Source organism: Zestomonas ipomoeae, from assembly GCF_057128665.1.
Genome location: NZ_JBSKHQ010000006.1, coordinates 141,376 through 167,837, shown reverse-complemented (window position 1 = coordinate 167,837; position 26,462 = coordinate 141,376). Strand labels below are relative to the sequence as shown.

General features: G+C 67.8%; 23 protein-coding genes. 16 read left to right on the top strand and 7 right to left on the bottom strand.

The window, feature by feature from the left end; all coding sequences use genetic code 11:
* Positions 1-141 precede the first annotated feature (141 nt).
* The 3 genes from ACWKV7_RS09830 (at position 142) to ACWKV7_RS09820 (ending at position 4,408) form a co-directional block, all read left to right on the top strand.
* Positions 142-1,536 carry a choice-of-anchor Q domain-containing protein gene (locus ACWKV7_RS09830; RefSeq protein ID WP_483857477.1) on the top strand — a complete coding sequence of 465 codons (1,395 nt, stop codon included), beginning with the start codon at positions 142-144 and terminating at the stop codon, positions 1,534-1,536.
* A 63-nt stretch (positions 1,537-1,599) separates the two neighbouring features.
* Complete coding sequence (locus ACWKV7_RS09825; RefSeq protein ID WP_483857476.1) at positions 1,600-3,009, top strand: choice-of-anchor Q domain-containing protein; 1,410 nt, start codon at positions 1,600-1,602, stop codon at positions 3,007-3,009.
* Between the two features lie 46 nt (positions 3,010-3,055).
* Entirely contained in the window at positions 3,056-4,408 is a 1,353-nt protein-coding gene (locus tag ACWKV7_RS09820; RefSeq protein WP_483857475.1) for a choice-of-anchor Q domain-containing protein, read from the top strand.
* Between the two features lie 33 nt (positions 4,409-4,441).
* On the opposite strand, the gene rhlE1 is transcribed toward ACWKV7_RS09820, so the two are convergent.
* Both rhlE1 and yedA read right to left on the bottom strand, forming a co-directional pair.
* Complete coding sequence (rhlE1, locus tag ACWKV7_RS09815; RefSeq protein WP_483857474.1) at positions 4,442-5,779, bottom strand: RNA helicase RhlE1; 1,338 nt, start codon at positions 5,777-5,779, stop codon at positions 4,442-4,444.
* A gap of 236 nt (positions 5,780-6,015) precedes the next feature.
* Positions 6,016-6,921 carry a drug/metabolite exporter YedA gene (gene yedA, locus ACWKV7_RS09810; protein WP_483857473.1) on the bottom strand — a complete coding sequence of 302 codons (906 nt, stop codon included), beginning with the start codon at positions 6,919-6,921 and terminating at the stop codon, positions 6,016-6,018.
* Positions 6,922-7,084: 163 nt separating this feature from the next.
* Here yedA and ACWKV7_RS09805 point away from each other — a divergent pair, with 163 nt between their 5' ends.
* Positions 7,085-7,558 carry an Lrp/AsnC family transcriptional regulator gene (locus ACWKV7_RS09805; protein ID WP_483857472.1) on the top strand — a complete coding sequence of 158 codons (474 nt, stop codon included), beginning with the start codon at positions 7,085-7,087 and terminating at the stop codon, positions 7,556-7,558.
* Between the two features lie 134 nt (positions 7,559-7,692).
* Here the strand turns inward: ACWKV7_RS09805 and ACWKV7_RS09800 are convergent, their stop codons facing one another.
* Positions 7,693-8,172 (bottom strand): NYN domain-containing protein, encoded by a 480-nt coding sequence (locus tag ACWKV7_RS09800; protein ID WP_483857471.1) that lies wholly within the window; start codon positions 8,170-8,172, stop codon positions 7,693-7,695.
* A 118-nt stretch (positions 8,173-8,290) separates the two neighbouring features.
* Between ACWKV7_RS09800 and ACWKV7_RS09795 the strand changes: the two genes are divergently transcribed.
* The 3 genes from ACWKV7_RS09795 to ACWKV7_RS09785 all read left to right on the top strand — a co-directional run bounded on the left by ACWKV7_RS09795 (position 8,291) and on the right by ACWKV7_RS09785 (position 11,657).
* Positions 8,291-8,854 carry a cysteine hydrolase family protein gene (locus ACWKV7_RS09795; RefSeq protein ID WP_483857470.1) on the top strand — a complete coding sequence of 188 codons (564 nt, stop codon included), beginning with the start codon at positions 8,291-8,293 and terminating at the stop codon, positions 8,852-8,854.
* Positions 8,855-9,648: 794 nt separating this feature from the next.
* Complete coding sequence (locus tag ACWKV7_RS09790; RefSeq protein WP_483857469.1) at positions 9,649-10,311, top strand: YciC family protein; 663 nt, start codon at positions 9,649-9,651, stop codon at positions 10,309-10,311.
* A gap of 398 nt (positions 10,312-10,709) precedes the next feature.
* The gene (locus ACWKV7_RS09785) at positions 10,710-11,657 is read left to right on the top strand and encodes an adenosine deaminase (RefSeq protein ID WP_483857468.1); all 948 of its coding nucleotides are present in this window, start codon (positions 10,710-10,712) and stop codon (positions 11,655-11,657) included.
* Between the two features lie 15 nt (positions 11,658-11,672).
* Here the strand turns inward: ACWKV7_RS09785 and ACWKV7_RS09780 are convergent, their stop codons facing one another.
* Positions 11,673-12,365: an ArsR/SmtB family transcription factor gene (locus ACWKV7_RS09780; protein ID WP_483857467.1), complete on the bottom strand. Its 693-nt coding sequence runs from the start codon at positions 12,363-12,365 to the stop codon at positions 11,673-11,675.
* 76 nt (positions 12,366-12,441) lie between these two features.
* On the opposite strand from ACWKV7_RS09780, the gene ACWKV7_RS09775 reads away from it, so the two are divergent.
* The 4 genes from ACWKV7_RS09775 to ACWKV7_RS09760 all read left to right on the top strand — a co-directional run bounded on the left by ACWKV7_RS09775 (position 12,442) and on the right by ACWKV7_RS09760 (position 18,127).
* Positions 12,442-13,581 carry a cytochrome P450 gene (locus ACWKV7_RS09775; protein ID WP_483857466.1) on the top strand — a complete coding sequence of 380 codons (1,140 nt, stop codon included), beginning with the start codon at positions 12,442-12,444 and terminating at the stop codon, positions 13,579-13,581.
* The gene (locus ACWKV7_RS09770) at positions 13,578-13,922 is read left to right on the top strand and encodes an antibiotic biosynthesis monooxygenase family protein (RefSeq protein WP_483857465.1); all 345 of its coding nucleotides are present in this window, start codon (positions 13,578-13,580) and stop codon (positions 13,920-13,922) included. Before ACWKV7_RS09775 ends, ACWKV7_RS09770 begins: the two co-directional genes overlap by 4 nt.
* Positions 13,923-14,014: 92 nt before the next feature.
* Positions 14,015-17,881: a PAS domain S-box protein gene (locus ACWKV7_RS09765; RefSeq protein ID WP_483857464.1), complete on the top strand. Its 3,867-nt coding sequence runs from the start codon at positions 14,015-14,017 to the stop codon at positions 17,879-17,881.
* Between the two features lie 66 nt (positions 17,882-17,947).
* Positions 17,948-18,127: a hypothetical protein gene (locus ACWKV7_RS09760; RefSeq protein ID WP_483857463.1), complete on the top strand. Its 180-nt coding sequence runs from the start codon at positions 17,948-17,950 to the stop codon at positions 18,125-18,127.
* Positions 18,128-18,221: 94 nt separating this feature from the next.
* Here ACWKV7_RS09760 and ACWKV7_RS09755 read toward each other — a convergent pair whose 3' ends face one another.
* Complete coding sequence (locus ACWKV7_RS09755; protein ID WP_483857462.1) at positions 18,222-18,983, bottom strand: substrate-binding periplasmic protein; 762 nt, start codon at positions 18,981-18,983, stop codon at positions 18,222-18,224.
* A 238-nt stretch (positions 18,984-19,221) separates the two neighbouring features.
* On the opposite strand from ACWKV7_RS09755, the gene ACWKV7_RS09750 reads away from it, so the two are divergent.
* The 4 genes from ACWKV7_RS09750 to ACWKV7_RS09735 are packed head-to-tail and all read left to right on the top strand — an operon-like array spanning position 19,222 to position 22,137.
* Positions 19,222-19,581: a YciI family protein gene (locus ACWKV7_RS09750; protein ID WP_483857461.1), complete on the top strand. Its 360-nt coding sequence runs from the start codon at positions 19,222-19,224 to the stop codon at positions 19,579-19,581.
* A 52-nt stretch (positions 19,582-19,633) separates the two neighbouring features.
* A complete protein-coding gene (locus ACWKV7_RS09745; RefSeq protein ID WP_483857460.1) occupies positions 19,634-20,377 on the top strand; it encodes a DUF899 domain-containing protein in 744 nt (247 codons plus the stop codon).
* A 25-nt stretch (positions 20,378-20,402) separates the two neighbouring features.
* Positions 20,403-20,855 (top strand): YybH family protein, encoded by a 453-nt coding sequence (locus tag ACWKV7_RS09740; RefSeq protein WP_483857459.1) that lies wholly within the window; start codon positions 20,403-20,405, stop codon positions 20,853-20,855.
* A gap of 31 nt (positions 20,856-20,886) precedes the next feature.
* Complete coding sequence (locus ACWKV7_RS09735; protein WP_483857505.1) at positions 20,887-22,137, top strand: RNA polymerase sigma factor; 1,251 nt, start codon at positions 20,887-20,889, stop codon at positions 22,135-22,137.
* A gap of 34 nt (positions 22,138-22,171) precedes the next feature.
* On the opposite strand, the gene ACWKV7_RS09730 is transcribed toward ACWKV7_RS09735, so the two are convergent.
* Together ACWKV7_RS09730 and ACWKV7_RS09725 are read right to left on the bottom strand one after the other, a co-directional pair.
* Positions 22,172-23,362 carry a Bcr/CflA family multidrug efflux MFS transporter gene (locus ACWKV7_RS09730; RefSeq protein ID WP_483857458.1) on the bottom strand — a complete coding sequence of 397 codons (1,191 nt, stop codon included), beginning with the start codon at positions 23,360-23,362 and terminating at the stop codon, positions 22,172-22,174.
* Positions 23,363-23,678: 316 nt separating this feature from the next.
* The gene (locus ACWKV7_RS09725; RefSeq protein WP_483857457.1) at positions 23,679-23,876 is read right to left on the bottom strand and encodes a heavy-metal-associated domain-containing protein; all 198 of its coding nucleotides are present in this window, start codon (positions 23,874-23,876) and stop codon (positions 23,679-23,681) included.
* 147 nt (positions 23,877-24,023) lie between these two features.
* On the opposite strand from ACWKV7_RS09725, the gene ACWKV7_RS09720 reads away from it, so the two are divergent.
* A complete protein-coding gene (locus tag ACWKV7_RS09720; protein ID WP_483857456.1) occupies positions 24,024-26,399 on the top strand; it encodes a heavy metal translocating P-type ATPase in 2,376 nt (791 codons plus the stop codon).
* The last annotated feature ends 63 nt before the right edge of the window (positions 26,400-26,462 follow it).

Genomic DNA, 26,462 nt, shown 5'->3' with positions numbered 1-26,462 from the left:
CCCGGTGGCCTAGGCCACTCCCGAGCAGACCTTGCTGTGAAGCTCGCTTCCCGCCCGGCATGAAGCCGTAGTCGAGCGGTTCGCCACAGGCGCAAGCCTGAACCTGCCAACCCCAGAACCGCAGCAACCGAAGGTATCTCCATGTTCCACTCATACGCCAAACCCATGCCCAGCCTGCTGATCTGCGCCAGCCTGACCGTGCTGCCCGCCCTCGCCGGCGCAACCGACTTCACCGTTACCACCAACGCCGATCAGTACGACGGTATCTGTGACGCCCACTGCTCGCTTCGCGATGCCGTGAGCGCCGCCAATGGCACGCCGGGGGCCAACCGGATCCTGCTGCAAGCGCAAACCTACGTGCTCGACCGCCAGCCGGCCGCAGACGCCAAGGGCGTGCCGACGGACGAAGACGACAACCTCGACGGCGACCTCGACGTCAGTGGCGACCTCACCATCCTGGGTGTCAGCGGCAGCAACCACAGCCGCATCCACGGCCAGAGCAACGACCGCCTGATCGAGGTACTGGCAGGGGCCAAACTGAGCCTCGACCGGCTGGTGATGGACGGCGGCACGACCGCCTACAACGGCGGCGCGCTGGAGAACCACGGCGACCTGACGCTGCGCCGCGTGCTGCTGGAGGACAACCAGGCGGTCACCGACGCCCGCCACGTGCCGGTCGCCGCTGCCGACCGCTACAGTCGTGGCCAGGGCGGCGCCATCGCCAACTACGGCAACCTGGTCATCCGCGACCTGATCATCCAGGACAACCGCGCCGAAGGCTCCAACGGCGAAAACCTCGGGCGCGGCGGGGCCATTTTCAACCAGGGTTCGCTGACCCTGCGCACCAGCACCATCCGCCGCAACCGGGTCGCCGACCAATTACTGAAGGGCGCCGGCGGCGGCCTCTACAACCTCGGCCAGGCCGACATCGGCCTCAGCGCCTTCCTCGAAAACTACGGATTGCGCAGCACCGTCGGCGGCGCCATCGCCAACGAGGGCGGCACCCTGCAGATGGCCAACAGCACCCTCAGCGGCCACATTCGTGGCGGCCTGAGCAATGGCTATCCAGGCAATGCGAAAGGCGCCCTGCCGGTGGCCAAACTGATCAGCGTGACCATCGCCGGCAACGCCGGCGGCGTGCACAACTGGGGCGACCTGCGCATTCGCAACAGCCTGATCGCCGGCAACTTCGACTGGGACACCGGCGCCGCCTTCAACTGCGAAAACCTCGGCGCCGACTACCGCTACCAGGCCATCGGCCTGCTGCTCAACGACGAGCCGAGCAACTGCACCGGCGACCTGTTCGTGCCCTACGACGAAACCTATACCCGGCTGATGGATTCGCTGTTCTTCAACGGCGACAACGGCGGTCCGACCAAGACCTATGCCCTGCTGCGTGGCAGCCCCGCGATCGATGCAGCCATCGGCGCCTGCCATAACCACGACCAGCGCGGCTTCGCCCGGCCGCTGGATGGCGATGGCGATGGCGTGGCGGCATGCGACCTGGGTGCCTTCGAGTTCGCCCCACAACCATGACGTCCTGCCGCCTGCCGCCCTTGCGGCAGGCGGCCCCACGGATTCTCGTACAGGAGTTGAACCATGCAGCCATTCGAACCCAACTGTTTGTCGCGAACCCTGCTGTGGACCCTGCTCAGCCTGCCGGCCCTGGCGACGGCGGCCGATCTGCGCGTAACCACCGACGCCGACGAATACGACGGCATCTGCGATGCCCACTGTTCCCTGCGCGATGCGGTGACCGCCGCCAACCTCCGGCCCGGCCTCGATCGCATCCGCCTGGCCGCCGGCACCTATGCGCTGAGCCTCGCGCCGCCCATCGACCAACGGGGCGTGCCCTACGACGAGGACGCCAACCTCAACGGCGATCTCGATGTCAGCGACGAGCTGATCATCCAGGGCATCAGCCATGAAGAAACTTTCATCGGCCGCAACGCCTCCAGCCCGGCCTCCTACGACCGACTGCTGGAGGTACTGCCAGGCACCAGAGTGACCCTGGTCCGGCTGACCCTGGAAAACGGCAAGACCGCCTACAACGGCGGAGCGGTGGAAAACCACGGCACGCTGCGCCTGTTGCAGACCCAGCTGTTCGGCAACCGCGCCGCGACCGCCAACCCGGACTACACCCCCATCGTGGGCGAGGAAGGGTATCGCCAGGGCCAGGGCGGCGGGATCGCCAACTACGGGGAGCTGGACATCCAGGCCTCGTACTTCATCGGCAACCGCTCGCGCGGCGACTTCGACGACAACGAGGGGCGCGGCGGGGCGATCTTCAATCGCGGTCGCCTGCGCGTGCGGGACACCCTGTTCCGCGGCAACTCGGCGTCGGACGAGTCGGAGCTGGGTGCCGGCTCCGCCATCTACAACGATGGCCTGGCGGACATCGCCCGCAGCGCCTTCATCCGCAACTCCGGCGCCGAGGGCACCCGCGGCCTGGCCATTGCCAACGTCATCAACGGCCGGCTGTTGCTCAGCAACAGCACCCTGAGCGGGCAGATCGGCACCAACGGCGCCATCACCAACGGCGACCGTTTCGACCGCGATCCGCCAGGCACTCCGCAGGCGCTGCTGAGCCACGTCACCATCGCCGACAACGTCGGCTACGGGGTTCGCAACAGCGGCCAGTTGCTCATTCGCAACAGCGTGATCGCCGGCAACCTGGGCTTCTTCGGCGACGAGGTGACCAATTGCACCAACGATGGCAACGCTTACCGCTTCGAGGCTCGCGGCCTGGTGCTGAACAGCGAGCCGAGCAACTGCAACGCCGACTTCGTCCTGCCCTACGAACAGACCTTCACCGACCTGCTCGAACCGCTGGATGAAAACGGTGGTCTCACCGAAACCTTCGCCCTGCGCCCCGGCAGCCTGGCCATCGACGCTGCCATCGGCAGTTGCCCGAGCCAGGACCAGCGTGGCTACCCCCGGCCACAGGACGGCAACGGCGATGGCCTCGCGGTCTGCGACCTCGGTGCGCTGGAGCAATCCTCGCCCTGACTCCGTGCGAAACGACAACGGCCGCCGAGCGGCCAAGGAGCGTCCTATGAACCCTATTCGCATCAGTTCCCGGACCTTGCTGCTGAGCCTGCTGCTCGGCTCAACGGCGGCCCATGCCCTGGATATCGTGGTCACCAAGACCAGTGACAGCCTGGACGGCAACTGCGACGCCGACTGTTCGCTGCGCGAGGCCGTCGCCCTGGCCAACGCGACGCCCGGCGCCCACCGCATCCGCCTCGCCGCCGCTACCTACCAACTGACCCTGCCGACCCCGCGCGGCGAGGAAGGCGTCATCCTCGACGAAGACGCCAACCTCGATGGCGACCTGGACCTGACTGCCGAGCTGGAGATCATCGGCGCCGGCAGCGAGCTGACGCACATCGACGGCACGCGCAACGACCGCTTATTCGAGGTGATGAGCGGCGCCCGCCTGACTCTGCGTCGGCTCAGCCTGCAGGGAGGTGCGACCTCCTTCGCTGGCGCCGGCATCGAGAACCGCGGCTACCTGCATCTGAACCAGGTGCGCATGCACGACAACCGCGCCTACGCCGCCTTCAACGGCGGCAATGGCGGAGCCGTGTCCAACCTCGGAATCCTGGAGGTGTACCGCTCGCAGTTCGACCATAACAGCGCCGACTTCGGCGACTCCGGCCGTGCCCTCGGAGGCGCGCTGTTCAACGCCGGCAGCCTGCTGGTGCGCGACAGTCTGTTCCGGGACAACGTCACCAACGGCGACGACGTGGTCGCCTATGGCGGGGCGCTGTTCAACATCGGCACGGCAGACGTGGCGCGCAGCGCGTTCCTCGGCGGCCATCGCGCCGACGGCCCTGGCATCGTCATCCGCAACGACGGCAACGGCGCGCTCAAGCTGACCAACGTCACCGTCTCCGGGGAAAACCGCTCCGGCGAGCGGGAGGACGATTCGGTGGTTGCCAACGGCTCCTACTACTCCCTATATCCCGGTACGCCGAACATGCTGATGATCAATGTCACCATCGCCGGCAATCCGTTTCCCGGGCTGCTCAACCACGGCGACCTGGTCATTCGCAACAGCCTGATCGCCGGTAACGGCAACGAGGACATCGGCGCCCAGAACTGCCTGAACGGCGGCGCCTATACCTACCAGGCCCGTGGCCTGCTGCTCGGCAGCGACCCGAACGGCTGTGGCGCCGACCTTTACGTGGACGACGCCACCACCTTCACCCGCGTGCTCTACCCGCTGGCGGACAACCGCTCCCCCCTGCCCACCCATGCCCTGCGCAAGGGCAGCCCGGCGGTGGATGCCGGCGTCGGCTCCTGCACCCGCCACGACCAGCGCGGCCTCACCCGCCCGCGCGATGGCAACGGCGATGGCGTGGCGGTCTGCGACCTGGGCGCGTACGAGCGCGCCAAGCCTTGAAGGCAGGCCGGCACCGCCTGGCGCCGGCCCTGCTCAGCGCTTCTTGCCGCCTTTTCCGGCCGGCTTGCCGCCGAAGCTCGGCACCTTGCGCACCGCCTTGGCGGCTGGCTTGCCCTCGTCTTCCTCGAACCAGTTGCCCAGATGGATGCGCCCCTTGCCTGGCGACTCCTTGGGCTTCTTCGGTTTCTTCGGCTTCTTCAGCACCTGGCCATCGAGGGTGGTCTGCGGCACCCGGTGATCGGGCACGAACTCCGGCTCGTCGCGGCGCGGCAGCACCTGCTTGATCAGCACCTCGATGGCGGCGAGCAGTTGCACCTCATCGGCGCAGACCAGCGACACCGCCTCGCCGCTGGCGCCGGCCCGGCCGGTCCGGCCGATGCGGTGCACGTAGTCTTCCGCGACGATCGGCAGATCGACATTGACCACCAGCGGCAGATCGTCGATATCCAGCCCGCGGGCCGCCACGTCGGTGGCCACCAGTACCCGCACCTCACCGGCCTTGAACCGCTCCAGCGCACGCAGGCGCGACGGTTGGGGCTTGTCACCGTGGATCGAGTCGGCGGCGATGCCCTCCTGCAGCAGCAGCTTCTCCAGCTCGTCGACGCCCTTACGGGTCTTGGCGAACACCAGCACCTGGTTCCACCGGCGGCTACGGTACAGGTGCAGGAACAGCTCGGCCTTGCGCTTCTTGTCCACCGGGATCAGCCACTGCTTGACGTTCTTCGCCGCCGCGTTGCGCGGGCTGACCTCGATGGACAGCGGGTCGCGCAACAGTTCCCTGGCCATCTGCCGGATGGCGTCGGAGAACGTGGCGGAGAACAGCAGCGTCTGGCGCTTTTTCGGCAGCGCGCAGAACAGCTCGTCCAGCTCGCGGGAAAAGCCCAGGTCGAGCATGCGGTCGGCTTCGTCGAGCACCAGGGCCTGCAACTGCTCGAAACGCACGGCGTTCTGCCGGTACAAATCGAGCAGCCGGCCGGGGGTGGCCACCAGTACGTCGATGCCCTTGCGCAGCTTCATCATCTGCGGGTTGATGCTTACCCCGCCGTATACCGCGTAGCTGCGCAGCGGCAGGTGCTGGCCATAGGCACGAAAACTCTCGTGCACCTGCTCGGCCAGCTCGCGGGTCGGCACCAGCACCAGTGCGCGTACCGCATTGCTCGCCACCTGCGGGCCTTCGAGGGTCAACCGTTGCAGCAACGGCAGGGCGAAACCGGCGGTCTTGCCGGTACCCGTCTGCGCCGCCGCCAGCAGGTCGCGGCCCTTGAGCACGGCAGGAATGGACTCGGCCTGTACCGGCGTGGGCGTGCGGTAGTCGAGGGATTCCAGAGTCCGCAACAGCGGATCGATAAGGCCGAGGGAGACGAAGGTCATAAGGGGTAACCGGCAGGGACAGGACAGGGCGCCAGTTTACCTGTAAGCGGGACGAAGGGAGCCCGGATAGGCGCAGCACGATCCGGAAAGCGCAGACGGTGGCCCGGGACTACGGTAGGAACAACGTTGTAGTGGCGAATTCATTCGCCAGCAGGGGCCCGGGCAGGCGAATAAATTCGCCCCTACGTGGATGTATCCGTAACCCGGATAAGCGCAGCGCAATCCGGGAGGCCCCATCAGCCCGCCGCCTCCAGCGCCTGTCGCTTCTGCTGCCGCCACTGCGGCAGGCCGATCAGCACCACCGCGCTGATGATCACGGTCATCGCCAGCCATTCCTCGACGCCGATATGCTCGCCGGCGAAGAGGATGCCGAGCATCACCGCCACCATCGGGTTGACGTAGGCATAGCTGGTGGCCGCCGCCGGGCGTACATGCTTGAGCAGGTAGAGGTAGGAACTGAAGGCAATGATCGAACCGAACACCACTAGGTAGGCCAGCGCGCCCCAGCCGGCCAGGGTTGGCATGGCGGTCATGCGTTCGCCGCTGAGCAGGCTGCCGAACAGCAGGGCGCAGCCGCCCACCAGCATCTCCGCGGCACTGGCCATGGGGCCCTGGGGCAGCGGCAGGTGCTTGCTCCACATCGAGCCGAAGGCCCAGGACGCCGCGGCGAACACGATCAGGCCGGCGCCCAGCGGGCTGGATTGCAGGTTGGAGCCGAGATTGAGCAGGCCGATGCCGACCAGCCCGAGCACAATGCCGGCCCATTCCAGGGTCGTGGTGCGCTGGCCCCAGATCAGCCCGAACAGCAGCGCGAACAGCGGCACCGTCGCCACCGCCAGCGCCGCCACGCCGGAGGCGACGCCCAGGTGCTCGGCCACCGTCACCCCGCCGTTACCGCAGCTCAGCAGCAGCACGCCGATCACCCCGGCAGCCTTCCACTCGCGCCAGGTCGGCGCCGGCACGCCGCGCCAGCGCAGCCAGGCGAACATCAGGCTGCCGGCGATGACGAAGCGCAGGCCGGCCATCAGCATCGGCGGCCAGGATTCGACGCCGATGCGAATCACCAGATAGGTGGAACCCCAGATCAGGTAGAGGGCCAGGAAAGCGCCAAGCAGAGCCAACGGAAAGCGACGCGCAGACATGAGAGAGCTCGAAACAGGAGGGAATGAGGCGAATATTCTAGGCAAGGCCCCAGGAGAAAAATAAGGACAGAAAACGCCTTTAAAGGCCGTACAGTCATCGAAAGGAAGGAAATCGAAGCGCTCTTCCGTAGAATCGAAAGTCGTCGATTTTTGCGAGCCCGCCATGGACAGATACGACCGCCTGTTGCTCACCGCGCTGCTGGAAAACGGCCGCGCCTCCTTCGCCGAATTGGCCCGCCGGGTCAACCTGTCGCCGCCGGCGGTGGCCGACCGGGTGGCCAAGCTGGAAGCCGCCGGGGTGATCACCGGCTATCACGCCAACGTCGACCTGGCCAAGGTCGGCCTGCCCATCGAGTGCCTGATCGAACTGCGCCTGGCCGACCATGACTCCAAGCGCGCCCTCGCCGCCTTGGCGAAAATCCCCCAGCTCTCGCTCTGCCATCGCATCACCGGCGATGCCTGCGTGCTGATCAAGGCGGCGGTGGCGTCGATGGCAGAACTGCAGGAGCTGATCGACCGTCTCAGCCAGTACGGCGCCAGCAAGACCTCGCTGGTGCTGTCCACCCCCTTCCAGCGGCGCCTGCCGGCGACCCTGCTGCCAGCCAATGGCAAGGCCGAGACGGGCAAGCAGCGCTGAGCCAGGGTTGGCTCGGTCCCGTTGGGCTTCGTCGCTGCGCTCCTCAGGCTACGCGCCCCGCCGCAACCTACAGGCTACGAAACATGGATTCCCGCACCGCCCCGTAGGAGCGGGCCATGCCCGCGATAGAGTGATCAGCTACGCAGCAGCAGCCCCCCTTCGATCGGCTGGTAGTGGCTGGCTGCGCGGATCAGCGATTGCGCGGTCAGCCCCGGCACGCCATAGACCCGCGACTCGACGCCATGGGCGCCGCGCAGCTTGTCCAGCAGCAAGTCGAAGTCGCCGTCGCCGGAAGCCAGCACCACCTCGTCGACCCGTGGCGCCGCGTCCAGCACATCGATGCAGATGCCCACGTCCCAGTCGCCCTTGGCCGAGCCGTCGCTGCGCTGGATGTAGGGCTTGAGCTTCACGATGAAGCCGAGGTTGCGCAGGATCTGCTGGAACTGCTGCTGCTTGGCGTCGCCCCGGTCGATGGCATAGGCATAGGCCTCGACGATCTGTCCGTGGGTGGACACGTCCTTCCATAGCGCGGTGTAGTTGAAGTGGCAGCCATAGGCCTGACGCACCGTGTAGTAGAGGTTCTGCACATCGGCGAACAGGGCGATCTTCTTCAAGCGGGGACCTCGCGAAACAGCCGGGCGGCGCGCTAGAGTCCGAACCTTCGCGCCGCAAAGGCGCCAGTGTAAGCCCGCCGCGGTAAAAGCGCCCGGCGATGTGCCGCAAGGAGGATACATGGACAGTCCCATCGCACTCGTGATCATCGACATGCAGCAAGGTATGCGCGCCCCCAAGCTGGGCCCGCGCAACAACCCCGAGGCCGAGGTGCGTATCGCCGAACTGCTCGAACGCTGGCGCCGGGTCGGCTGGCCAGTGGTGCACGTGCGCCATATCTCCCGTCAGGCCGGTTCGGTATTCGCTCCCGGCCAGGCCGGTGTGCTGTTCCAACCGGCGTTGGAGCCACGCGCCGAGGAGCAGGTGTTCGAAAAGAACGTGCCCGACGCCTTCACCCACAGCGGCCTGGAGCGCTGGCTACGGGTGCGCGGCCTGGTCCGGCTGGCCATCGTCGGCGTCATCACCGAAAACTCGGTGGAGGCCACCGCACGCTCGGCAGGCAACCTCGGCTTCGTCACCCAGGTCGTCGCCGATGCCTGCTTCACCTTCGCCAAGCCCGACTATTCCGGCCGCCTGCGCAGTGCCGACGAGGTGCACGACATGGCGCTGGCCAACCTGCAGGGCGAATACGCCGAAGTGCTCGATAGCCGGACCCTGCTGATGCGATTGCCGAGCCTGGGCTAGCGCCCGTGGGGCTTACCACACTGCCTGCGCGGTAAAGCACCGAGCCGCCTGCCCCTGGGCTCCTGCCTTCGCAGGGGCGACGGGCTGGGTAGGCCAGACAAGAGGGAATCTCCGCGGCGCCTGCCTGCAAGAACCTCGGGGAGATCCAGGCAGCCCTGGCCCCCAGCCCACCCCACCATCCCCCCAAGCCCGTCATGCCGACGCAGGTCGGTATCCAGGACAAGCGACAAAAAGGTGATTGGCCACCGCGAGGCTGAAGGCAACCCAGTGTTGCCCTGCATCATGCCGCGTATCCGCTTCCAACTTAGTTGGGGGCGGCTAACACCGGGTAAACGGCGCAAGCCCTAGAGAAACCCAGGCGGCACCAGCCTCCGACCCACCCCACCATCCCCCAGCCCGTCATACCGACGCAGGTCGGTATCCAGGACAAGCGACAAAAAGGTGATTGGCCACGGCGAGGCTGAAGGCAACCCAGTGTTGCCCTGCATCATGCCGCGCACTCGCTTCCAACTTGGCTAGGGGCGAACGGCAACCTACCCGCAAGCCCTGAAGAAGCCAAGGCCGCAAAGACCCCAGCCCAACCCACTACCTCCCCAGCCCGTCATGCCGACGCAGGTCGGTATCCAGAACAGGCAACAAAGAGGAAATTGGCCACGGCGAGGCTGAAGGCAACCAAGCGCCGGCATGCGCCGAGTTGCCCCATTCCGGGCGGGAGGGCTGGTCAGGCAGACCATTTGGAAGCGCCTCGGCCATCGGCTACAGTGGCAGCCCGTTGTTTGCTTCGAAGACTGCCGATGAATCCGCTTCTGGTATTACGCGACGCCTGGTTCTTCTTCAGCCACAACCTGCCAACCATCGCCCGCCTCTGCCTGCCCCTGGTGCTGCTCGAATGCCTCGCGGTACAGGCCCTCGGCCTGATGAGCGAGGCGCCGCCGCTGCAGGTTCGCGAGATGCTGGCCAACCTGCTGTTCTACCCCCTCTATGGCGGGGCCCTGATTCTCTACCTGGATGCGCGCAGTCGCGGCCAGCGGCCGGGCCCGTTGCCGCTACTGGCCGAGGCCTTGCGCATCTGGCCGAGCCTGGCGCTGCTGGCGGCGTTGAGCACGTTGCTGATCATGCTCGGTGCCGCCTTGTACATCCTGCCGGGCATCTGGGTGATGGTGAAGATCGCCTTCGCCGAGTACCTGCTGGTCCTGCAGGGCCGCCCGCCGCTGGCGGCGCTGCGCGAAAGCTTCGAACTCACCAAGGGGCATTTCTGGACCGTCGCTGGCTGTTCGCTGAGCGTGATCCTGCCGCTCTGGCTCTTCAGCGACTGGAGCCAGCGCGCCCTCGGCGAGCAGCCGGAGCTGGTCCCGTCGCTGCTCTTCGGCGGGCTCCAGGGGCTGCTGCAGCTGTTCGTCGTCGTCGTGCTGTTCCGCCTGTACATGCTAGTGATCAGCCAACCGAGCGAAGCCTGACAGCGGCGCCAGTTGCCCACAGAAGCTGTGGAGCAACCTGTGGATAAGCATGGGATGCCTGTCCACGGCGGCGACGACGCCTGGCCTCCAGGCATCTGCTCGGTTTTTGCCCAGCCCCCGCGCACCGATCAAATCCAGCAATAAGCAACTGATTTATTAGTTTTTTTCTACTTCGCGGCAGCTATCCGGCGCGCGAGCGCAGAGCCGGACGCCGGCTCCGGGAAGTTGTCCACCGCAGCAGTGGACAACACTGTGGATAAGCAGGGGATGAGCGCGGCAGCGGGCGATGCCTGCGGCCTTCAAGCAGGCTGGCGCTTTTTTCGCCAGCCTTGCACGGAAGATATTGTCCCGTGGGTCAGGTTAGACTGGGCTCCCCTCCCTTCGACAGGAAGCCGCCCATGTACGACTGGCTCAACGCGCTGCCCAAGGCCGAACTCCACCTGCACCTGGAAGGTTCGCTGGAGCCTGAGCTGCTGTTCGCCCTGGCCGAGCGCAACAAGATCGCCCTGCCCTGGGCGGATGTGGACAGCCTGCGCAAGGCCTATGCCTTCAACAACCTGCAGGAATTCCTCGACCTGTACTACCAGGGCGCGGACGTGCTGCGCAGCGAGCAGGACTTCTATGACCTGACCTGGGCCTACCTGGAGAAGTGCAAGGCGCAGAACGTCGTGCACACCGAGCCCTTCTTCGACCCGCAAACCCACACCGACCGCGGCATTCCCTTCGACGTGGTGCTCAACGGCATCGCCACGGCGCTCAAGGACGGCCGCGACAAGCTGGGCATCAGCAGCGGCCTGATCCTCAGTTTCCTGCGTCACCTTCCCGAGGAGCAGGCACAGCAGACCCTCGACCAGGCCCTGGCCTATCGCAGCGCCTTCATCGCCGTCGGCCTCGACAGTTCGGAGATGGGCCACCCGCCGAGCAAGTTCCAGCGGGTGTTCGACCGCGCCCGCGCCGAGGGCTTTCTCACCGTCGCCCATGCCGGCGAGGAAGGCCCGCCGGAATACATCTGGGAAGCCCTGGACCTGCTCAAGGTCAGTCGTATCGATCACGGCGTGCGCGCCGCCGAGGACCCGAGGCTGATCGAGCGGCTGATCGATGAGCAGATCCCGCTGACCGTCTGCCCGCTATCCAACACCAAGCTCTGCGTGTTCAACGACATGAGCGAGCACAACATTCTCGAGCTGCTGGAAAAGGGCGTGAAGGTCACGGTCAACTCCGATGACCCGGCCTACTTCGGCGGCTATGTCACGGAGAACTTCATGGCCCTGCACGACAGCCTGGGCATGACCCGGGAGCAGGCCATGCGCCTGGCGCAGAACAGCCTGGACGCCCGCCTGGCATGATCGCGCGCCGGGACCTCAGCCCGGCGACGCAGCGATCCGGGGAATGGCCCGGGCGCCCTCCGGCGACACATGCAGGGCACGGGAGTCCGGCAGCCGCCGCAGCCAGCGCGCCTCCAGGCAATGCGTGAGCAATGCCGCGCCCAGGGCGCCGCCCAGGTGCGGTTTGCGCTCGCTCCAGTCCGGGCAGGCACAGGCGAATTGCCGCCGCGCCCGGCGCACGCCGGCCAGGTCGATGCCCAGTTCGGCCAGCCCGCTGGCCCCGGCGGCGGTCAACTGCACCTGCCGTTGCTGCTGGTCGATCCAGCCCGCCTCGCGCATGCGCTCGAACAGGCCGACGGCCAGCTCGCCAGCCAGGTGGTCATAGCAGGTGCGCGCGTGTCGCAACGGCAACGGCGCTCCCCGCCCGGCCGGCAGCGGGCGCTGTGCCGGGCTGACCAGGGTGGCGCCGGCCATCGCCTCCAGGGCGATACCGATCTCGGCGCTGGCCAGCCGGTAGTAGCGCGCACGACCGCGCGGCTCCACGCTCAGCACGCCGCCCTCGCTCAAGCGTGCCAGGTGGGCGCTGGCCGCGGAGGGCGAGAGACCGGCCAGCAAGGCCAGTTCGCCCGCCGGCCGGGCGCGGCCGTCCATCAGCGACCAGACCATGGCGGCGCGTCCCGGATCGGCCAGCAAGGCGGCAATCAGGCTGATGGCAGGGGCGTATTCCATAGTTCACTCCAGGTTGAAACATCCATGGCGGGTGCTCGCCATACTGGCGGCGAATCCACCGAAGGCCAAGCCCGCCATGCATGATGCCCTCCGCGCCGTCACCGCCCATGATCCACACCCCTGCTACACCGATCTGCTGAACCGGCCGCTGCATTTCGACGAGGCGTCCGGCCTGTGGCTGGCCGCGCGCGCGATGGAGGTCGAGGCCGTGCTGCAGCATCCTGCCTGCCGGGTGCGGCCACCCGCCGAGCCGGTTCCGCCAGCGCTGTCGCAGAGCCAAGCGGGCAGCCTGTTCGGCCGCCTGGCGCGGATGACCGATGGCCCGTCCCATGCTGCCGTCAAGGCGGTGCTCGCCGAGGCGCTGGCACATGCCGCGGGTCTGCAAGGGCACGCGCGACAGGTGGCGCAGCGCCTGAGCGGCCATTGGAGCGGCGTGCCAGGGCCGGCCGAGCTGGACGACTTTCTCACTGCAATGCCGATCTACAGCCTGGCCACACTGCTCGGCGTGCCGCTGGCGCCGCAACCGGACCTGCTGCGCAACATCGCCGCGCTGGTCGCCGGACTGTCACCGCTGGCCAATGAGGGCCAGCAGGCGGCTGCCGGCCGCGCGGTCGAGGCATTGCGAGGCACGTTCGCCGAAGCCCGGCAACGGCCGTGGACTGGCGTGCTGGCCACCGCCGATCTGCCGGCCGAGGTGCTGCTGGACAACACCATCGGCCTGTTCTGGCAGAGCTTCGACGCCTGTGCCGGGTTGATCGGCAACAGCCTGGTGCAACTGGCGCGGCGCCCCGCGCTGCGCCAGCACCTGCGCAACGGCCGGGCCAGCCTGGCCGAGCTGTCTGCCGAGGTCGCGCGCTTCGATGCGCCGATCCAGAACACCCGGCGCTTCCTGGCCCAAGAGGCGCAGGTCGCTGGGGTACGCCTGCCCGCCGGCGCCTGCGTGCTGGTGCTGCTGGGCGCGGCGAATCTCGACCCCGCTGCCAACGAGCAGGCCGGGCAGTTCCAGCTGGCACGCCCCACGCGACGCTGCTGGACATTCGGCAGCGGCGTCCACGCCTGCCCAGGCGCCCGCCTGGCCGAGGGCATCGCCAGCGCCGCCATCGGCCAATGCCTGGCCCTCTGGCCCGACAGCCACTGGCCAACGCTGGCCAACCCGCGCTACCGCCGTTCGCTGAACGCCCGCATTCCGTCATTCCTGCCGGGAGAACCGCAATGATCGCCGTGATTTTCGAGGTCCTGCCCGCCGCGGGCTGCCGCCAGCAGTACCTGGACCTGGCGGCGGACCTGCGCGAACAACTGCAGCGCATGGATGGCTTTATCTCCGTCGAGCGCTTCGAGAGCCTGAGCACGCCCGGCAAGCTGCTGTCCCTGTCGTTCTGGCGCGACGAGCAGGCGGTGCGCGGCTGGCGGCAGCTGGAGGCCCACCGCCACGCCCAGTCAGCCGGACGCGCCGGCCTCTTTGCCGACTATCGCCTGCGGGTGGCGGCGGTCTTGCGCGACTATGGCCTGCACGAACGCGAGCAGGCGCCGGCCGACAACCGCACCCGCCACGCCTGAGCCGGGCAGTCTGCCCACGAGCGGCTAGACTGCAAAAGGTCTGTGCCTTCCGGCACGGGCCCACTCTTGCACACTACCCGTCGGGGGTAAGGATGCGACCCGATATTGCGCAGCCCCTCAGGCTGGCCGCCATCTTCATCCTGTTCGGCACCGGCTGGGTATTGCTCAGCGACAGCCTGTTGCAGGCGCTGGCCATGGATGCCCAGCGCCTCGGGCAGCTGCACACGGTCAAGAGCCTGTTGTTCGTGGCCATCAGCACACTGCTGATCTTCTATGTCGCCCACCTGGATCGCCGGGCCCAGCGCGCCCTGGTGCAGTCCCTGCGCCACCAGGCCCGGCAACTGCACGAGGCGCAGCGCACCGCGGCGTTGGGCAACTGGGAGCACGACGGCCAGTTCCACTGGTCCGACCAGGCCCTGCGCCTGTTCGGCCGCCAGGGCCCCGCCTCGCCCTGCAATCGCGACACCCTGCTCAACTGGCTGCACCCGGCGGATCGCCCGGCGGTGCAGCGCGCCCTCACGGCCCTGCTCGACGAAGGCAGGCCGCTCGCGCTGGGCGTTCGCCCCCAGGTGGCGAGCGAGGGCAGGAGCACCTGGCTGATGCTGCGCGGCGAAGCCGACGACACCGGCCATGTGTTCGGCACCGTGCAGGACATCAGCCAGCAGAAGCGCGACGAGGAAATCCTGCGCGAGAGCGAACAACGCTTCCGCCAGTTGTTCGAACAGACCCCGCGCATCGCCGTGCAGGGCTACGACCGCGAACGCCGGGTGATCTACTGGAACGCGGCCAGCGTGCAGCTCTATGGCTACCAGGTGCACGAGGCCATGGGCCAGCGGCTGGAGGAACTGATCGTGCCGCCGCCACAACGCCAGGCGGTGATCGACGACATCGCCCGCTGGCTGGCGGGCGGCCCGCCGATCCCTCCCGCCGAGCTGCAATTGCAGCGCAAGGGCGGCAGCCGCGTCTGGGTCTATTCCAGCCATCTGCTGCTGCGCAACCGGCTCGACCAGCAGGAGCTGTACTGCATCGACATCGACCTCAGCGGGCAAAAGCACGCCCACTTCGAACTGGAGGCCAGCGAGGCCCGCTACCGCGACCTGGTCGACCAACTGGCCGAGGCGATCTTCCTCACCGACGGCAACGCCTGCCTGAGCTTCGTCAACCCGGCCTGGCAGGTGCTCACCGGGCATACCGCGGCCAGCAGCCTGCGCCAGCCGCTGAGGGACTTCTTCGCCAGCGAAGACCAGCAGGAGATCGGCGAGCGCATCGCCGAAATCCTGGGTGGCCTGCGCGCCCGCTGGCAGGGCGAATGCCGGGTGCGCAACGCCTCGGGACAACTGCGCTGGGCCTCGCTGCAACTGGCGGCCGGGGAAACTCCGGTCGGCGGCCTGCATGGCAGCCTCGGCGACATTCATGCACAGCGCCAGGCCCAGCAACTGCAGGCCGCGCGCAACGCCGTGCTCGACCAGTTGCTGGCCCAACGCTCGCTGAGCGAAACCCTCGACAGTATCGCTCGGCGCCTGGAGCTGCTGAGCCCGGACGTGCGCGTCGCCATCCTGCTGCTGGACGCCAACGAATGCCTGCGGCTGCTCGCCGCCCCCAGCCTGCCGGCGCATTACAGCCAAGCGCTGGATGGCCTGCCGCTGGGCGCCGCCGGCTTCGCCGAGTGCCCTCATCCCGGCCAGGCAGAACCACGCTGGCTGGAGGCCCGGCCGCTGGACGCCAGCGCCGAGGTGCGTGCCAGCTGGTCGCTGCCTTTCACCGACGATGCCGGACAGGCCCTGGGAACCTTCCTCATCTGCTACCGCACGCTGACCCGGCCGAGTGCCGAGGATATCGCCCTGGTCGCCGACTTCACCCGCCTGGCCGGGCTGGCGGTGCAGCAGCAGCGCCGCGAAGCACAGCGCCAGGAGAGCGAAGAGCGCTTCCGCGCCACCTTCGAACACGCCGCCGTCGGCGTCGCCCACCTGGCGCCGGACGGCCGCTGGCTACGGGTCAATGAACTGCTCTGCCAGATGCTCGGCTATTCCCGCGAGGAGCTTTTGCAACTGACCTTCCAGGACATCACCGAGCCGGAGGACCTGGATGCCGACCTGGAACTGGTAAGCCAGCTGTTGGCCGGGGAAATCAGCCAGTACAGCCTGGAGAAGCGCTACCGCCGGCGCGACGGCAGCCTGCTCTGGGCCCAGCTCAGCGCCACCCTGCGGCGGCGCGACGACGGCACGCCCCACTATTTCATCTCGCTGGTGGAGGACATCGGCCTGCGCAAGCGCCAGGAACAGGCATTGCAGCAGGCTGCGACGGTCTTCGAGAGCACCCATGAAGCGGTGGTGGTGATGGATGCCGAGCGGCGCATCCTCACCAGCAATCCGGCCTTCAGCGAGATCACCGGTCTGAGCCAGGAACAGGCCCTTGCCCACCGCCTGCCGCTGCGCCTGGGCAGCAGCCTGGAGCGCAGCCGTTACCGCGAGATGTGGCGTACCGTACAGCGCCAGGGCCACTGGCAGGGTGAGCTGAGCAGCCGGCGGCAGGACGGTTCGGTCTTTCCGCTGTGGCTCACCGCCAGCCTGGTGCGCGGTTGCGACCCGCAGCACCCGCAGTTCGTGCTGGTGTTCACCGACCTCAGCCAGTTCAAGGACAACCAGGAGCGCCTGGCCCACCTGGCCAACTTCGACCCGCTCACCGACCTGCCCAACCGCCACTATGCCCATGAGCGGCTCGACCACGCCCTGCAGCACGCCAACCGGCACGGCGAGCGGGTGGCGGTTATGTTCCTCGACCTCGACCACTTCAAGACCATCAACGACAGCCTCGGCCATCCGATCGGCGATGCCCTGCTGATCGCGGTGGCGCGCCGCCTGCAACAGCGCCTGCGCAACGAGGACACCCTGGCGCGGCTCGGCGGCGACGAGTTCCTCATCGTGCTGGAAAACCTGCAGAACGCCGACGAGGCCGCCCATATCGCTACCGCACTGCTGGAGCTGTTCGAGCGTCCGTTGCCGCTGATCGAAGGCCGCGAAGCCTACGTCGGCGCCAGCATCGGCATCAGCTTCTACCCGGAAGACGGGGAAACCGGCGACGAGCTGATCCGCAACGCGGACGCCGCGCTCTACCAGGCCAAGGCCGAGGGCCGCCACGCCTTCCGCTTCTATACCGAGGCACTGACCGCCCGCGCGCACAGCCGCCTGACCCTGGAAAGCCAGCTGCGCCGGGCACTGCTGAACGACGAGTTCGTGCTGCACTACCAGCCGCTGATGGACACCCGCAGCGGCGTCTGCCGTGGCGTGGAGGCGCTGCTGCGCTGGCAGAGCGAGCTGGGCACGGTGATGCCCGGTGATTTCATCAGCCTGGCCGAGGACACCGGTCTGATCGTGCCCATCGGCAACTGGGTGCTGCGCCGGGCCTGCCAGCAGGCGCAGGGCTGGCTCGCCCAGGGCCTGCCGCTGGAAACCCTGGCGGTCAACCTGTCGCCGCGGCAATTCCGCCAGGCCGATCTGCTCAGCCAGGTCCGCACGGCCCTCAGCGCCAGCGGCCTGGCGCCGCAGCGCCTGGAACTGGAAATCACCGAAGGCGCCTTGATGGAGGACGTCGAGCAGGCCCAGGCCACCCTGGCCGGCCTCAAGGAACTGGGCGTGCGCCTGGCGGTGGACGACTTCGGCACCGGCTACTCGTCCCTCGCCTACCTGCGGCGCTTCCCGCTGGACAAGCTGAAGATCGACCAGAGCTTCATGCGCGGGGTACCGGAAGACCGGGCCAACCTGGAAATCGTCGGCACCATCGTCACCCTGGCGCGCAGCCTGAAACTCAGCGTACTGGCCGAGGGCGTGGAAAACGCCGCGCAGCTTGGCGCCCTGCGCCAACTGGGCTGCGAGCAATGCCAGGGCTACCTGTTCAGTCGACCGCTGAGCGTCGACCAGTTCCAGGCCTGGTACTCACGCGACCGTCAGTCGGTCGGCTGACCCAGGTCAATGACGGCGCCCCCGGGCAACCTACACTGCGATTTCCGCAGCAGGGGAGGACGCCACATGGACATCGCCATTCAACCGATCGCCGACACCCAGGGCACCCGCTGGCAGGTTCGCCTGGACCAGCACAGCGTCAGTTTTCGCAGCGAACCCGAGGCACAGCGCTTCGTCGCCACGCTGCAAGCGCGCCTGCAAGCACCGCACCGGCTGCCGGCCAGGGAGCGCTCTACCGGCAGCTAGAACCTGGTGCCCCGGCAAAGGCCGGGGTCCAGGGTAGGTGGGTAGGCGCTTCCTGGCGCCGGTGTTCATGCCCACCTCGGTTCGGCGCGCCGGCTCAAAGGCCGAATTCATTCATCAGCCTCTGCAGCTCCCCGCTTTCCCGCAGCTTGCGCAGCCCTTCGTTGAAGGCCGCCAGCTTGGCCTCGGCGTTCGGCGCCGAACGGGAGATGATCACGTGCAGATCCTTGCGGTACAGAGGCGGCAGCACAGGCTGCAGCTGGCCCTTGGCTTGCGGCAGATGGCGCTCGATGAGGTACTCGGCAACCTTGTAGTCGATGTAGATCAGGTCGACCCGGCCGGCCAGCAGCCGCTTGATATTCTGCAGATCGGTCACGCTGTAGGAGCGGCGAACCAGCTCACCCTCGTCCAGCAGCGGATGGTTCAGGTAGTCCCGCACCAGCCCGACCCGCAGCCCGCGCAGCGGAGCGAAAGCCGAACCCGGATCTGCCTGCGGATCGGCGGCGAAGGCGAAGTCACTGTCGCTGAGCTGCATCAACCCCGCCGGACCGCCGGGGATCGGGTCGGAGAACAGGAAATCCTCACGCCGCGCTGGCGCGTAGTATTCGGGAAAAAGCCCATCGACGCGGCCTTCGCGAGCCAGCTTGAGGGTTCGCGCCCAGGGATAACTGCCGATCTGCACCTGCCAACCGACCTGCTGCAGGGCCGCGGTGACCACCTTTTCCACATAGCCGCCGCCAGGCAACTCGCTGCCGACATAGGGCGGCCATTCCAGGGTGCTCAGCGTGAGTCGCCGCGATTCATCTTGCGCCTGGACCAGGCCGGATAACAGCAAGAGCAGCAGAAAGCGCAACAGCATGGGAGCGGAACTCATCGGTTCGACAATGAAGCCAGTATAGACAGCGGCAAGTCGGCAACCGTCGAGACGACCGCAGCGATCCGTGCAGCCCGTCGCACTCTGCCCGGCGAGCCCCGCCAGCGGCGCCTCGCTTTATCTTTCCTACCGTTCGTCTACTTTGCACCTCTGACCACCGCAATCTGTCGATCTGGCAAATCGCCGAACGACTAGGGATGAAACCAACGCAAGGGAGACCGCCATGAAGTACCTGTGCCTGATCTACATCGAGGAAAACAAGCTGGCGACCGTGCCTGCCGAGCAACTGGCGGCGGTGGCGGACGAGTGCGACAGCTACGAACACAGCCTGCGCCAGCACGGCCAGTGCCTCGCCGCCGAACGCCTGCAGGGCACCGACACCGCCACCACCCTGCGCCTGCAGAACGGCCGATTGTCGATTACCGACGGCCCGTTCGCCGAAACCAAGGAACAGCTCGCCGGCTTCTATCTGATCGATGCCCGGGACCTCAACGAGGCGATCCAGATCGCCGCGAAGATTCCTCCAGGGCGCCTGGGCTGTGTCGAAGTCCGCCCGCTGTACGAGCGGTACGGCCAAGCCTAGCGCCGCACTTTCGCAGCCGGGCGAAGCATTGCCCCAACCGAGGACAGTCGTCATGACCGACAACATCGAACGCCCCCAACCCCGCGTCGTCTCGCGGCAGGAATGGCTGGCCGAGCGCCGCCAGCACCTGCTGCGGGAGAAAGCCTTCACCCGCCAGCGCGACCAGCTCAGCGCCGAACGCCGCGCCCTGCCCTGGGTCCGCATCGACCAGGCCTACAGCTTCGACGGCCCCGACGGCCGCCAGACCCTCGCCGAGCTGTTCGGCGGTTGCAGCCAACTGGTCGTCTACCACTTCATGTTCGGCCCCGGCTGGCAGGAAGGTTGCTCCGGCTGCTCGTTCCTCGCCGACCACTTCGACGGCGCCAACCTGCACCTGGCCCACCACGACATTTCCCTGGTCGCCGTGTCCCGCGCGCCCTGGCGCGAGTTCGCCGCCTTCAAGGAGCGCATGGGCTGGCACTTCGCGTGGGTATCGTCCCACGGCAGCGACTTCAACCACGACTTCCAGGTCGCCGCCTCCCCGGAGGAAATCGCCGCCGGCAGCGCGGTGTACAACTACGAGGCCAGCGCCAATCCCGGCGAGGACATGCCCGGCCTCAGCGTGTTCTACAAGAACCCGGCCGGCGAGATCTTCCACACCTACTCGACCTACGCCCGCGGCCTCGACCTGCTGGTCGGCGCCTACAACGTCCTCGACCTGACGCCCAAGGGCCGCAACGAGACCGAAATCATGAACTGGGTGCGCCACCACGACCGCTATGCAGACGCCCCCGCCAAAGCCGCCTGCTGCGGCTGAATACCACGGAAGAGGAGAAAACAGCATGAACATCGATACCGCCAAAGCCAGCGCCGAAGCCGAAATCCGCGAGCTGCTGGAACGCTGGAGGAAGGCCGTGCTGGCCAAGGATATCGACGGCATCGTCGCCCCCTACGCCCCGGACATCGTCGCCTTCGACGCCATCCTCGCGCTGCAATTCAAGGGCAAGGAGGCCTACCGCAAGCACTGGCAGGCCTGCTTCGAGATGTGCCCGGCCGGCACCGGCCCGATGGCCTTCGATTTTCACGAGTTCCAGATTTCCGCCAGCAACGACGTGGCCTTCGGCCATGGACTGGTCAACTGCGGCGGCCCTGGGCCGGACGGTGCGATGCAATCGCACTGGATGCGGGTGACCATCGGCTATCGTAAGAGCGGCGGCAGCTGGCAGGTGGTGCACGAGCACTTCTCGGCACCGTTCGATATCGAGACGATGAAGGCGCTCGAACTGCAACCATGACGGCAAAGGATGATCGATGAGCGCGGCGGGTATTCACAGCACGGTTGAGGCGATCTATCGCGCAGAGTCGCGCCGCGTGCTCGCCACCCTGATCCGCCTGCTGGGCGATTTCGACCGCGCCGAGGAAGCGCTGCACGACGCCTTCATCGCCGCGGTCGAGCAGTGGCCGCGCGACGGTCTGCCGGCCAATCCGCGGGCCTGGCTGGTGTCGGCCGGGCGTTTCAAGGCCATCGACAGCCTGCGCCGCCGGGCGCGTTTCGACGCCTCCCTGGCCTCCATCGCCCAGCAGTTGGAGATCGACAGCGAGGCGGTCGCCGTTGGCGAGGATGACGACGTGGAGGACGATCGCCTGCGGCTGATCTTCACCTGCTGCCACCCGGCCCTCGCCGCGGATGCCCAGGTACCGCTGACCCTGCGCGAGGTCTGCGACCTGAAGACCGAGGAAATCGCCCGCGCCTTCCTTGCCACACCGAGCACCATCGCCCAGCGCATCGTGCGCGCCAAGGCGAAGATCCGCGACGCCCGCATTCCCTATCAGGTGCCCTCGCGGGCGGAGCTGCCGGATCGGCTGGACAGCGTGCTGCGGGTCATCTACCTGGTGTTCAACGAAGGCTACTCGGCCTCCTCCGGCGACAGCCTGACCCGCGCCGAACTCTGCGGCGAGGCGATCCGTCTCGGCCGTCTGCTGGTCGAGCTACTGCCGGAACCGGAAGCCATGGGCCTGCTGGCGCTGATGCTGCTGCACGAGTCGCGCCGCCACGCGCGCACGGGCGCCGATGGCCAGTTGATCCTGCTGGACGCGCAGGACCGCTCGCAATGGAACCCGGCCCTGATCGCCGACGGCATCGACCTGGTCGAGCGCGCCCTGGCCTCGCGACGCATCGGCCCCTACACCCTGCAAGCGGCGATCGCTGCCGTGCATGCCGAGGCGCGCGACGCCGCCGCGACCGACTGGGCACAGATCGCCGGTCTCTACGACGTGCTAGGCCGGGTCGCCCCCTCGCCGGTCGTCGAGCTCAACCGTGCCGTGGCTGTGGCCATGCACGACGGCCCCGCAGCCGGCCTGGCACTGATCGATGCCATCCTCGCCCGTGGCGAACTGCGCGACTACCACCTGGCCCACGCCGCCCGAGCCGACCTCTACCGGCGCCTGGGTGACGCCCCCCAAGCCCGCGCCGCCTACCAGACCGCCCTCGGCCTGACCCGGCAGGAGCCGGAGCGACGCTTTATCGAAGGCCGTCTGGCGGAACTGGACCGGGACACACAGGTAGGTTGCGGTTGAGGAGCACAGCGACGAAGCCCAACGATGCCACCGCCTAGGATTGCCCCGCCGCGCTGCGTGCTTCCAACTGACCGCTGTACCAGGCCAGCAGCGCAGAGGCCAGGCCGCACAGGCCGATCACCAGTGCCATCGGCACCGCACTGCCGTCGTGCAGGGCGCCGACCAGGGCCGAGGCGCCGGCGGCCACGCAGAATTGCAGGCTGCCCATCAACGCCGAGGCACTGCCGGCCTGGTGGCCCTGCTTGGCCATGGCGCAGGCGGTGGCATTGGGGATGATGCAACCGAGGCTGGAGATGCACAGGAATAGCGGAATCAAAAGCGGCCAGAGAGAGGCCGGACGCAGCGCGGCCAATGCCAGCAGAACCAGCGCGCTGGCCAGGTACAACCAGACCATGCGCCGCAGCCAGAACGCCGGGCCGCGAAAGCGCAGCAACCGCGCATTGAGCTGCCCGGCCAGGATGAAACCCGCCGCATTGCTGCCGAACAGCCAGCCGTAGTGCTCCGCCGGCACGCCATACAGCTCGATGAAGACGAACGGCGAACCAGCGATGTAGGCGAACATGCCGGCCATCGCCACTCCGCCGGACAGGCCAAAAGCAAGAAACTCACGGTCACCCAGCAGACCCAGATAGCGCCTGCCGGTGCCACGCAACGGCGCGCGCGGGGCGCTGGCATCGAGAGTCTCCGGCAGCCACAGGGCGACGCCCAACACCGCCAGCGTGCCGAACAGCGCCAGGCCGTAGAAGATCGACTGCCAGCCGAAGGCGGCCAGCAGCCAGCCACCGCCCAGCGGCGCGAGTATCGGCGCCACGCCCATCACCAGCATCAGTTGCGAAAACACCCTGGCCGCATCCACCGGCTGGCACAGGTCACGCACCACCGCACGGGTCACCACCATGCCGGCGCAGCCGCCGAGGGCCTGGACGAAGCGCGCACCGATCAGCCATTCCAGGCTCGGCGCGACGGCGCAGGCAAAGGAGGCCAGGACGAACAGGCAGACACCGAACAACAAGGGACCACGCCGGCCGAAGCGGTCGGCCAGCGGCCCGTAGGCCAGTTGGCCGATGGCCAGTCCGGCGAAGTACGACGCCAGGGACAGCTGCACATGCTCGACATCGGTGGCGAACACCCTGGCCAAGGTAGGGAAGCTCGGTAGGTAAAAATCGACGGCCAGGGGCCCGAAGGCGCAGAGCGCGCCGAGGATCAGCAGAATGCGCAGACTCATGAATCACTCGCAGCCGGTCAAAGCCGCAGTCTACACGCTCGCGCCACGCCCCGACGGCGCCCCTCGGCCATGAATGACGCATTCTGCAATTGCTCGATGCCGTGGCGATGATGCCCACGATGCGCAGGACGCGCCGGCGAATTTCCCCAAAGGGCAACCCCATCGTGCCCTGGCCGAAGACTAGCGCTATCGGTAGCTCGAACAGCCCCCTCTCCCTTCTGGGGAGAGGGCGGCGCCGAGCCCGCAGGAAGCCCGCGCAATCCAGCGCTACGCGACCAGTAGCAGAGCAGGTAGACGAAGCGACGAGAAACTGCCCTCACGCCGCACTGGCCTGGTAGCCCTCCTCGCGCACCGCCTCCAGCAACTGCTCCAGCGACAGCCGACTGGCTACCCGCACCTCGCCGGCGCCGAGGTCGACCTGCACCTCCGCCGCCTGGTCGCGGGCCTGCACGGCGCGGGTGATGGCCCGTACGCAATGCCCGCAGGACATGCCGTTCACCTTCAGAATCTGCATGGCTTCACTCCTCCAAATTCGAATGCCGATGCCAGCTTCGAGCTTGCCATCGTGGCAAGGTCAAGTCCTTCGGAGCGATCGCCGCACCGGCTTGACCTTGCCATAAGGTAAAGGTTGATCATGGCGCAAAACCGAGAGGAGACATCCATGCCGGACACCGCCCCCATCGACCTGCCCATCGAGGGCATGACCTGTGCCTCCTGCGCCGGACGCATCGAACGCGCCCTGCTCCAGGTTCCGGGCGTCAGCCAGGCGCAGGTCAACCTGGCCCGCGAACAGGCCCGCATCGAGAGCCGGGACGTTCCGCTCTCCACCCTGATCGAAACCATCGAAGGCGCCGGTTACCGCGTGCCCAGCCGACGCCTGGAGCTGGCCCTCGGCGGCATGACCTGCGCCAGCTGCGCCGGGCGCATCGAACGGGCCCTGCTCAAGGTCCCCGGCGTGCAGACTGTCAGCGTCAACCTGGCCAGCGAACGTGCCCATTTGCAGGTGCTCGGCGAGGTCGACAGCCGCCGATTGATCGCGGCGGTCGAGGCCGCCGGCTATCAAGCCCGCCTGCTGGACGCCTCCCGCAGCGGCGACGATGCCGAGCGGCGCCTGCGCCGCGAACGCCTGGCCGTGATCGCCGGCCTGCTGCTGGCGCTGCCGCTGGTGGTGCCGATGCTGGCCGACCTGCTCGGCCAGCACTGGATGCTGCCGCCCTGGCTGCAGTTCGTCATCGCCACCCCGGTGCAGTTCCTGCTCGGCGCACGCTTCTACGTCGCCGCCTGGAAGGCGCTACGCGCCGGCAGCGGCAACATGGACCTGCTGGTCGCCCTCGGCACCAGCGCCAGCTACGGCCTGAGCCTGTACCAGTGGTGGGCCGCACCGGCCGGGCAAATGCCGCACCTGTACTTCGAAGCCTCGGCGGTGGTCATCGCCCTGGTGCTGCTCGGCAAGTACCTGGAGAGCAGCGCCAAGCGCAAAACCAGCGAGGCGATCCGCGCCCTCGAAGCGCTGCGCCCGGACCGCGCCCGGCGACGGGTGGACGGCCGCGAGGAAGAGGTCGCCATCGCCGACCTGCACCTGGGCGACGAGGTCGTCGTGCGCCCCGGCGAGCGCTTCCCGGTGGACGGCGAGGTGCTCGACGGCGAAAGCCAGGCCGACGAGGCGCTGATCAGCGGGGAAAGCCTGCCGGTGCCCAAGCAGCCCGGCGATGCGGTCACCGGCGGCGCCATCAACGGCGAAGGCCGGCTGTTGGTACGCGTCACCGCGCTGGGAGGAGAAACCGTGCTGGCGCGCATCATTCGCCTGGTGGAAGACGCCCAGGCGGCCAAGGCGCCGATCCAAAAGCTGGTGGACCGGGTCAGTCAGGTATTCGTGCCCGCGGTGCTGCTGATCGCCCTCGCGGCCCTTGGCGGCTGGCTGCTGGCAGGCGCGACGGTGGAGGTCGCGCTGATCAATGCCGTCGCCGTGCTGGTGATCGCCTGCCCCTGCGCCCTCGGCCTGGCCACGCCGACGGCGATCATGGCCGGCACCGGTGTAGCAGCGCGCCACGGCATCCTGATCAAGGATGCCGAAGCCCTGGAGATCGCCCACGGAGTGACCGCAGTGGCCTTCGACAAGACCGGCACCCTCACCTCCGGCACGCCGCGCATCGTGCACCTGCAGGCCGCCACTGGCGACGAAGGCGAACTGTTGCGCCTGGCTGGCGGCCTGCAACGCGGCAGTGAACACCCCTTGGCCAAGGCGGTGCTGGACGCCTGCGAGGCGCGCGCGCTGCGCGTGCCAGAGGTGCAGCGCAGCCAGGCCCTGAGCGGGCGCGGCATCGCCGGCATGCTGGACGGCCGCGACCTGGCGCTGGGCAATCGCCGGCTGCTGGAGGACAGCGGCCTGCAACCGGGCGAGCTGGCCGAACAGGCGCACGCCTGGGAAGCAGAGGGCCGCACCCTGTCCTGGCTGATCGAACGCCAGCCACAGCCGCGGGTACTCGGCCTGTTCGCCTTTGGCGACAGCCTCAAGGAAGGGGCCGAGCAGGCGGTCAACGCGTTGCGCCAGCGGCACATCCGCAGCCACCTGATCACCGGCGACAACCGCGGCAGCGCGCGGGTGGTGGCCAAGGCGCTGGGCATCGACGACGTGCACGCGGAAGTGCTGCCGGCCGACAAGGCAGCGGTGGTGGCGGCGCTGAAGCGCGACGGCGCACTGGTGGCGATGGTCGGCGACGGCATCAACGACGCCCCGGCGCTGGCCGCGGCGGACGTCGGCATCGCCATGGGCGGCGGTACCGACGTTGCCATGCACGCCGCCGGCATCACCCTGATGCGCGGCGACCCGCGCCTGGTACCGGCGGCTCTGGAAATCAGCCGGCGTACCTATGCGAAGATCCGCCAGAACCTGTTCTGGGCCTTCATCTACAACCTGGTGGGTATTCCGCTGGCGGCCTTCGGCCTGCTCAACCCGGTGATCGCCGGCGCCGCCATGGCGGCATCCAGCGTCAGCGTGGTGAGCAACGCCCTGCTGCTCAAGCGCTGGAAACCATGACATGTAGGGGCGAAATCATTCGCCTAACCGGGGCTCAGCCAGGCGAACAAATTCGCCCCTACA

Bases quoted from the DNA above. Each gene is read 5' to 3' on its own strand.
- ACWKV7_RS09725 (WP_483857457.1), bottom strand. From the start codon at position 23,876: ATGCAGATTCTGAAGGTGAACGGCATGTCCTGCGGGCATTGCGTACGG.
- ACWKV7_RS09765 (WP_483857464.1), top strand. From the start codon at position 14,015: ATGCGACCCGATATTGCGCAGCCCCTCAGGCTGGCCGCCATCTTCATC.
- ACWKV7_RS09825 (WP_483857476.1), top strand. From the start codon at position 1,600: ATGCAGCCATTCGAACCCAACTGTTTGTCGCGAACCCTGCTGTGGACC.
- rhlE1 (WP_483857474.1), bottom strand. From the start codon at position 5,779: ATGACCTTCGTCTCCCTCGGCCTTATCGATCCGCTGTTGCGGACTCTG.
- ACWKV7_RS09820 (WP_483857475.1), top strand. From the start codon at position 3,056: ATGAACCCTATTCGCATCAGTTCCCGGACCTTGCTGCTGAGCCTGCTG.
- ACWKV7_RS09750 (WP_483857461.1), top strand. From the start codon at position 19,222: ATGAAGTACCTGTGCCTGATCTACATCGAGGAAAACAAGCTGGCGACC.
- ACWKV7_RS09790 (WP_483857469.1), top strand. From the start codon at position 9,649: ATGAATCCGCTTCTGGTATTACGCGACGCCTGGTTCTTCTTCAGCCAC.
- ACWKV7_RS09770 (WP_483857465.1), top strand. From the start codon at position 13,578: ATGATCGCCGTGATTTTCGAGGTCCTGCCCGCCGCGGGCTGCCGCCAG.
- yedA (WP_483857473.1), bottom strand. From the start codon at position 6,921: ATGTCTGCGCGTCGCTTTCCGTTGGCTCTGCTTGGCGCTTTCCTGGCC.
- ACWKV7_RS09745 (WP_483857460.1), top strand. From the start codon at position 19,634: ATGACCGACAACATCGAACGCCCCCAACCCCGCGTCGTCTCGCGGCAG.
- ACWKV7_RS09830 (WP_483857477.1), top strand. From the start codon at position 142: ATGTTCCACTCATACGCCAAACCCATGCCCAGCCTGCTGATCTGCGCC.
- ACWKV7_RS09795 (WP_483857470.1), top strand. From the start codon at position 8,291: ATGGACAGTCCCATCGCACTCGTGATCATCGACATGCAGCAAGGTATG.
- ACWKV7_RS09760 (WP_483857463.1), top strand. From the start codon at position 17,948: ATGGACATCGCCATTCAACCGATCGCCGACACCCAGGGCACCCGCTGG.
- ACWKV7_RS09730 (WP_483857458.1), bottom strand. From the start codon at position 23,362: ATGAGTCTGCGCATTCTGCTGATCCTCGGCGCGCTCTGCGCCTTCGGG.
- ACWKV7_RS09775 (WP_483857466.1), top strand. From the start codon at position 12,442: ATGCATGATGCCCTCCGCGCCGTCACCGCCCATGATCCACACCCCTGC.
- ACWKV7_RS09805 (WP_483857472.1), top strand. From the start codon at position 7,085: ATGGACAGATACGACCGCCTGTTGCTCACCGCGCTGCTGGAAAACGGC.
- ACWKV7_RS09720 (WP_483857456.1), top strand. From the start codon at position 24,024: ATGCCGGACACCGCCCCCATCGACCTGCCCATCGAGGGCATGACCTGT.
- ACWKV7_RS09755 (WP_483857462.1), bottom strand. From the start codon at position 18,983: ATGCTGTTGCGCTTTCTGCTGCTCTTGCTGTTATCCGGCCTGGTCCAG.
- ACWKV7_RS09785 (WP_483857468.1), top strand. From the start codon at position 10,710: ATGTACGACTGGCTCAACGCGCTGCCCAAGGCCGAACTCCACCTGCAC.
- ACWKV7_RS09780 (WP_483857467.1), bottom strand. From the start codon at position 12,365: ATGGAATACGCCCCTGCCATCAGCCTGATTGCCGCCTTGCTGGCCGAT.
- ACWKV7_RS09740 (WP_483857459.1), top strand. From the start codon at position 20,403: ATGAACATCGATACCGCCAAAGCCAGCGCCGAAGCCGAAATCCGCGAG.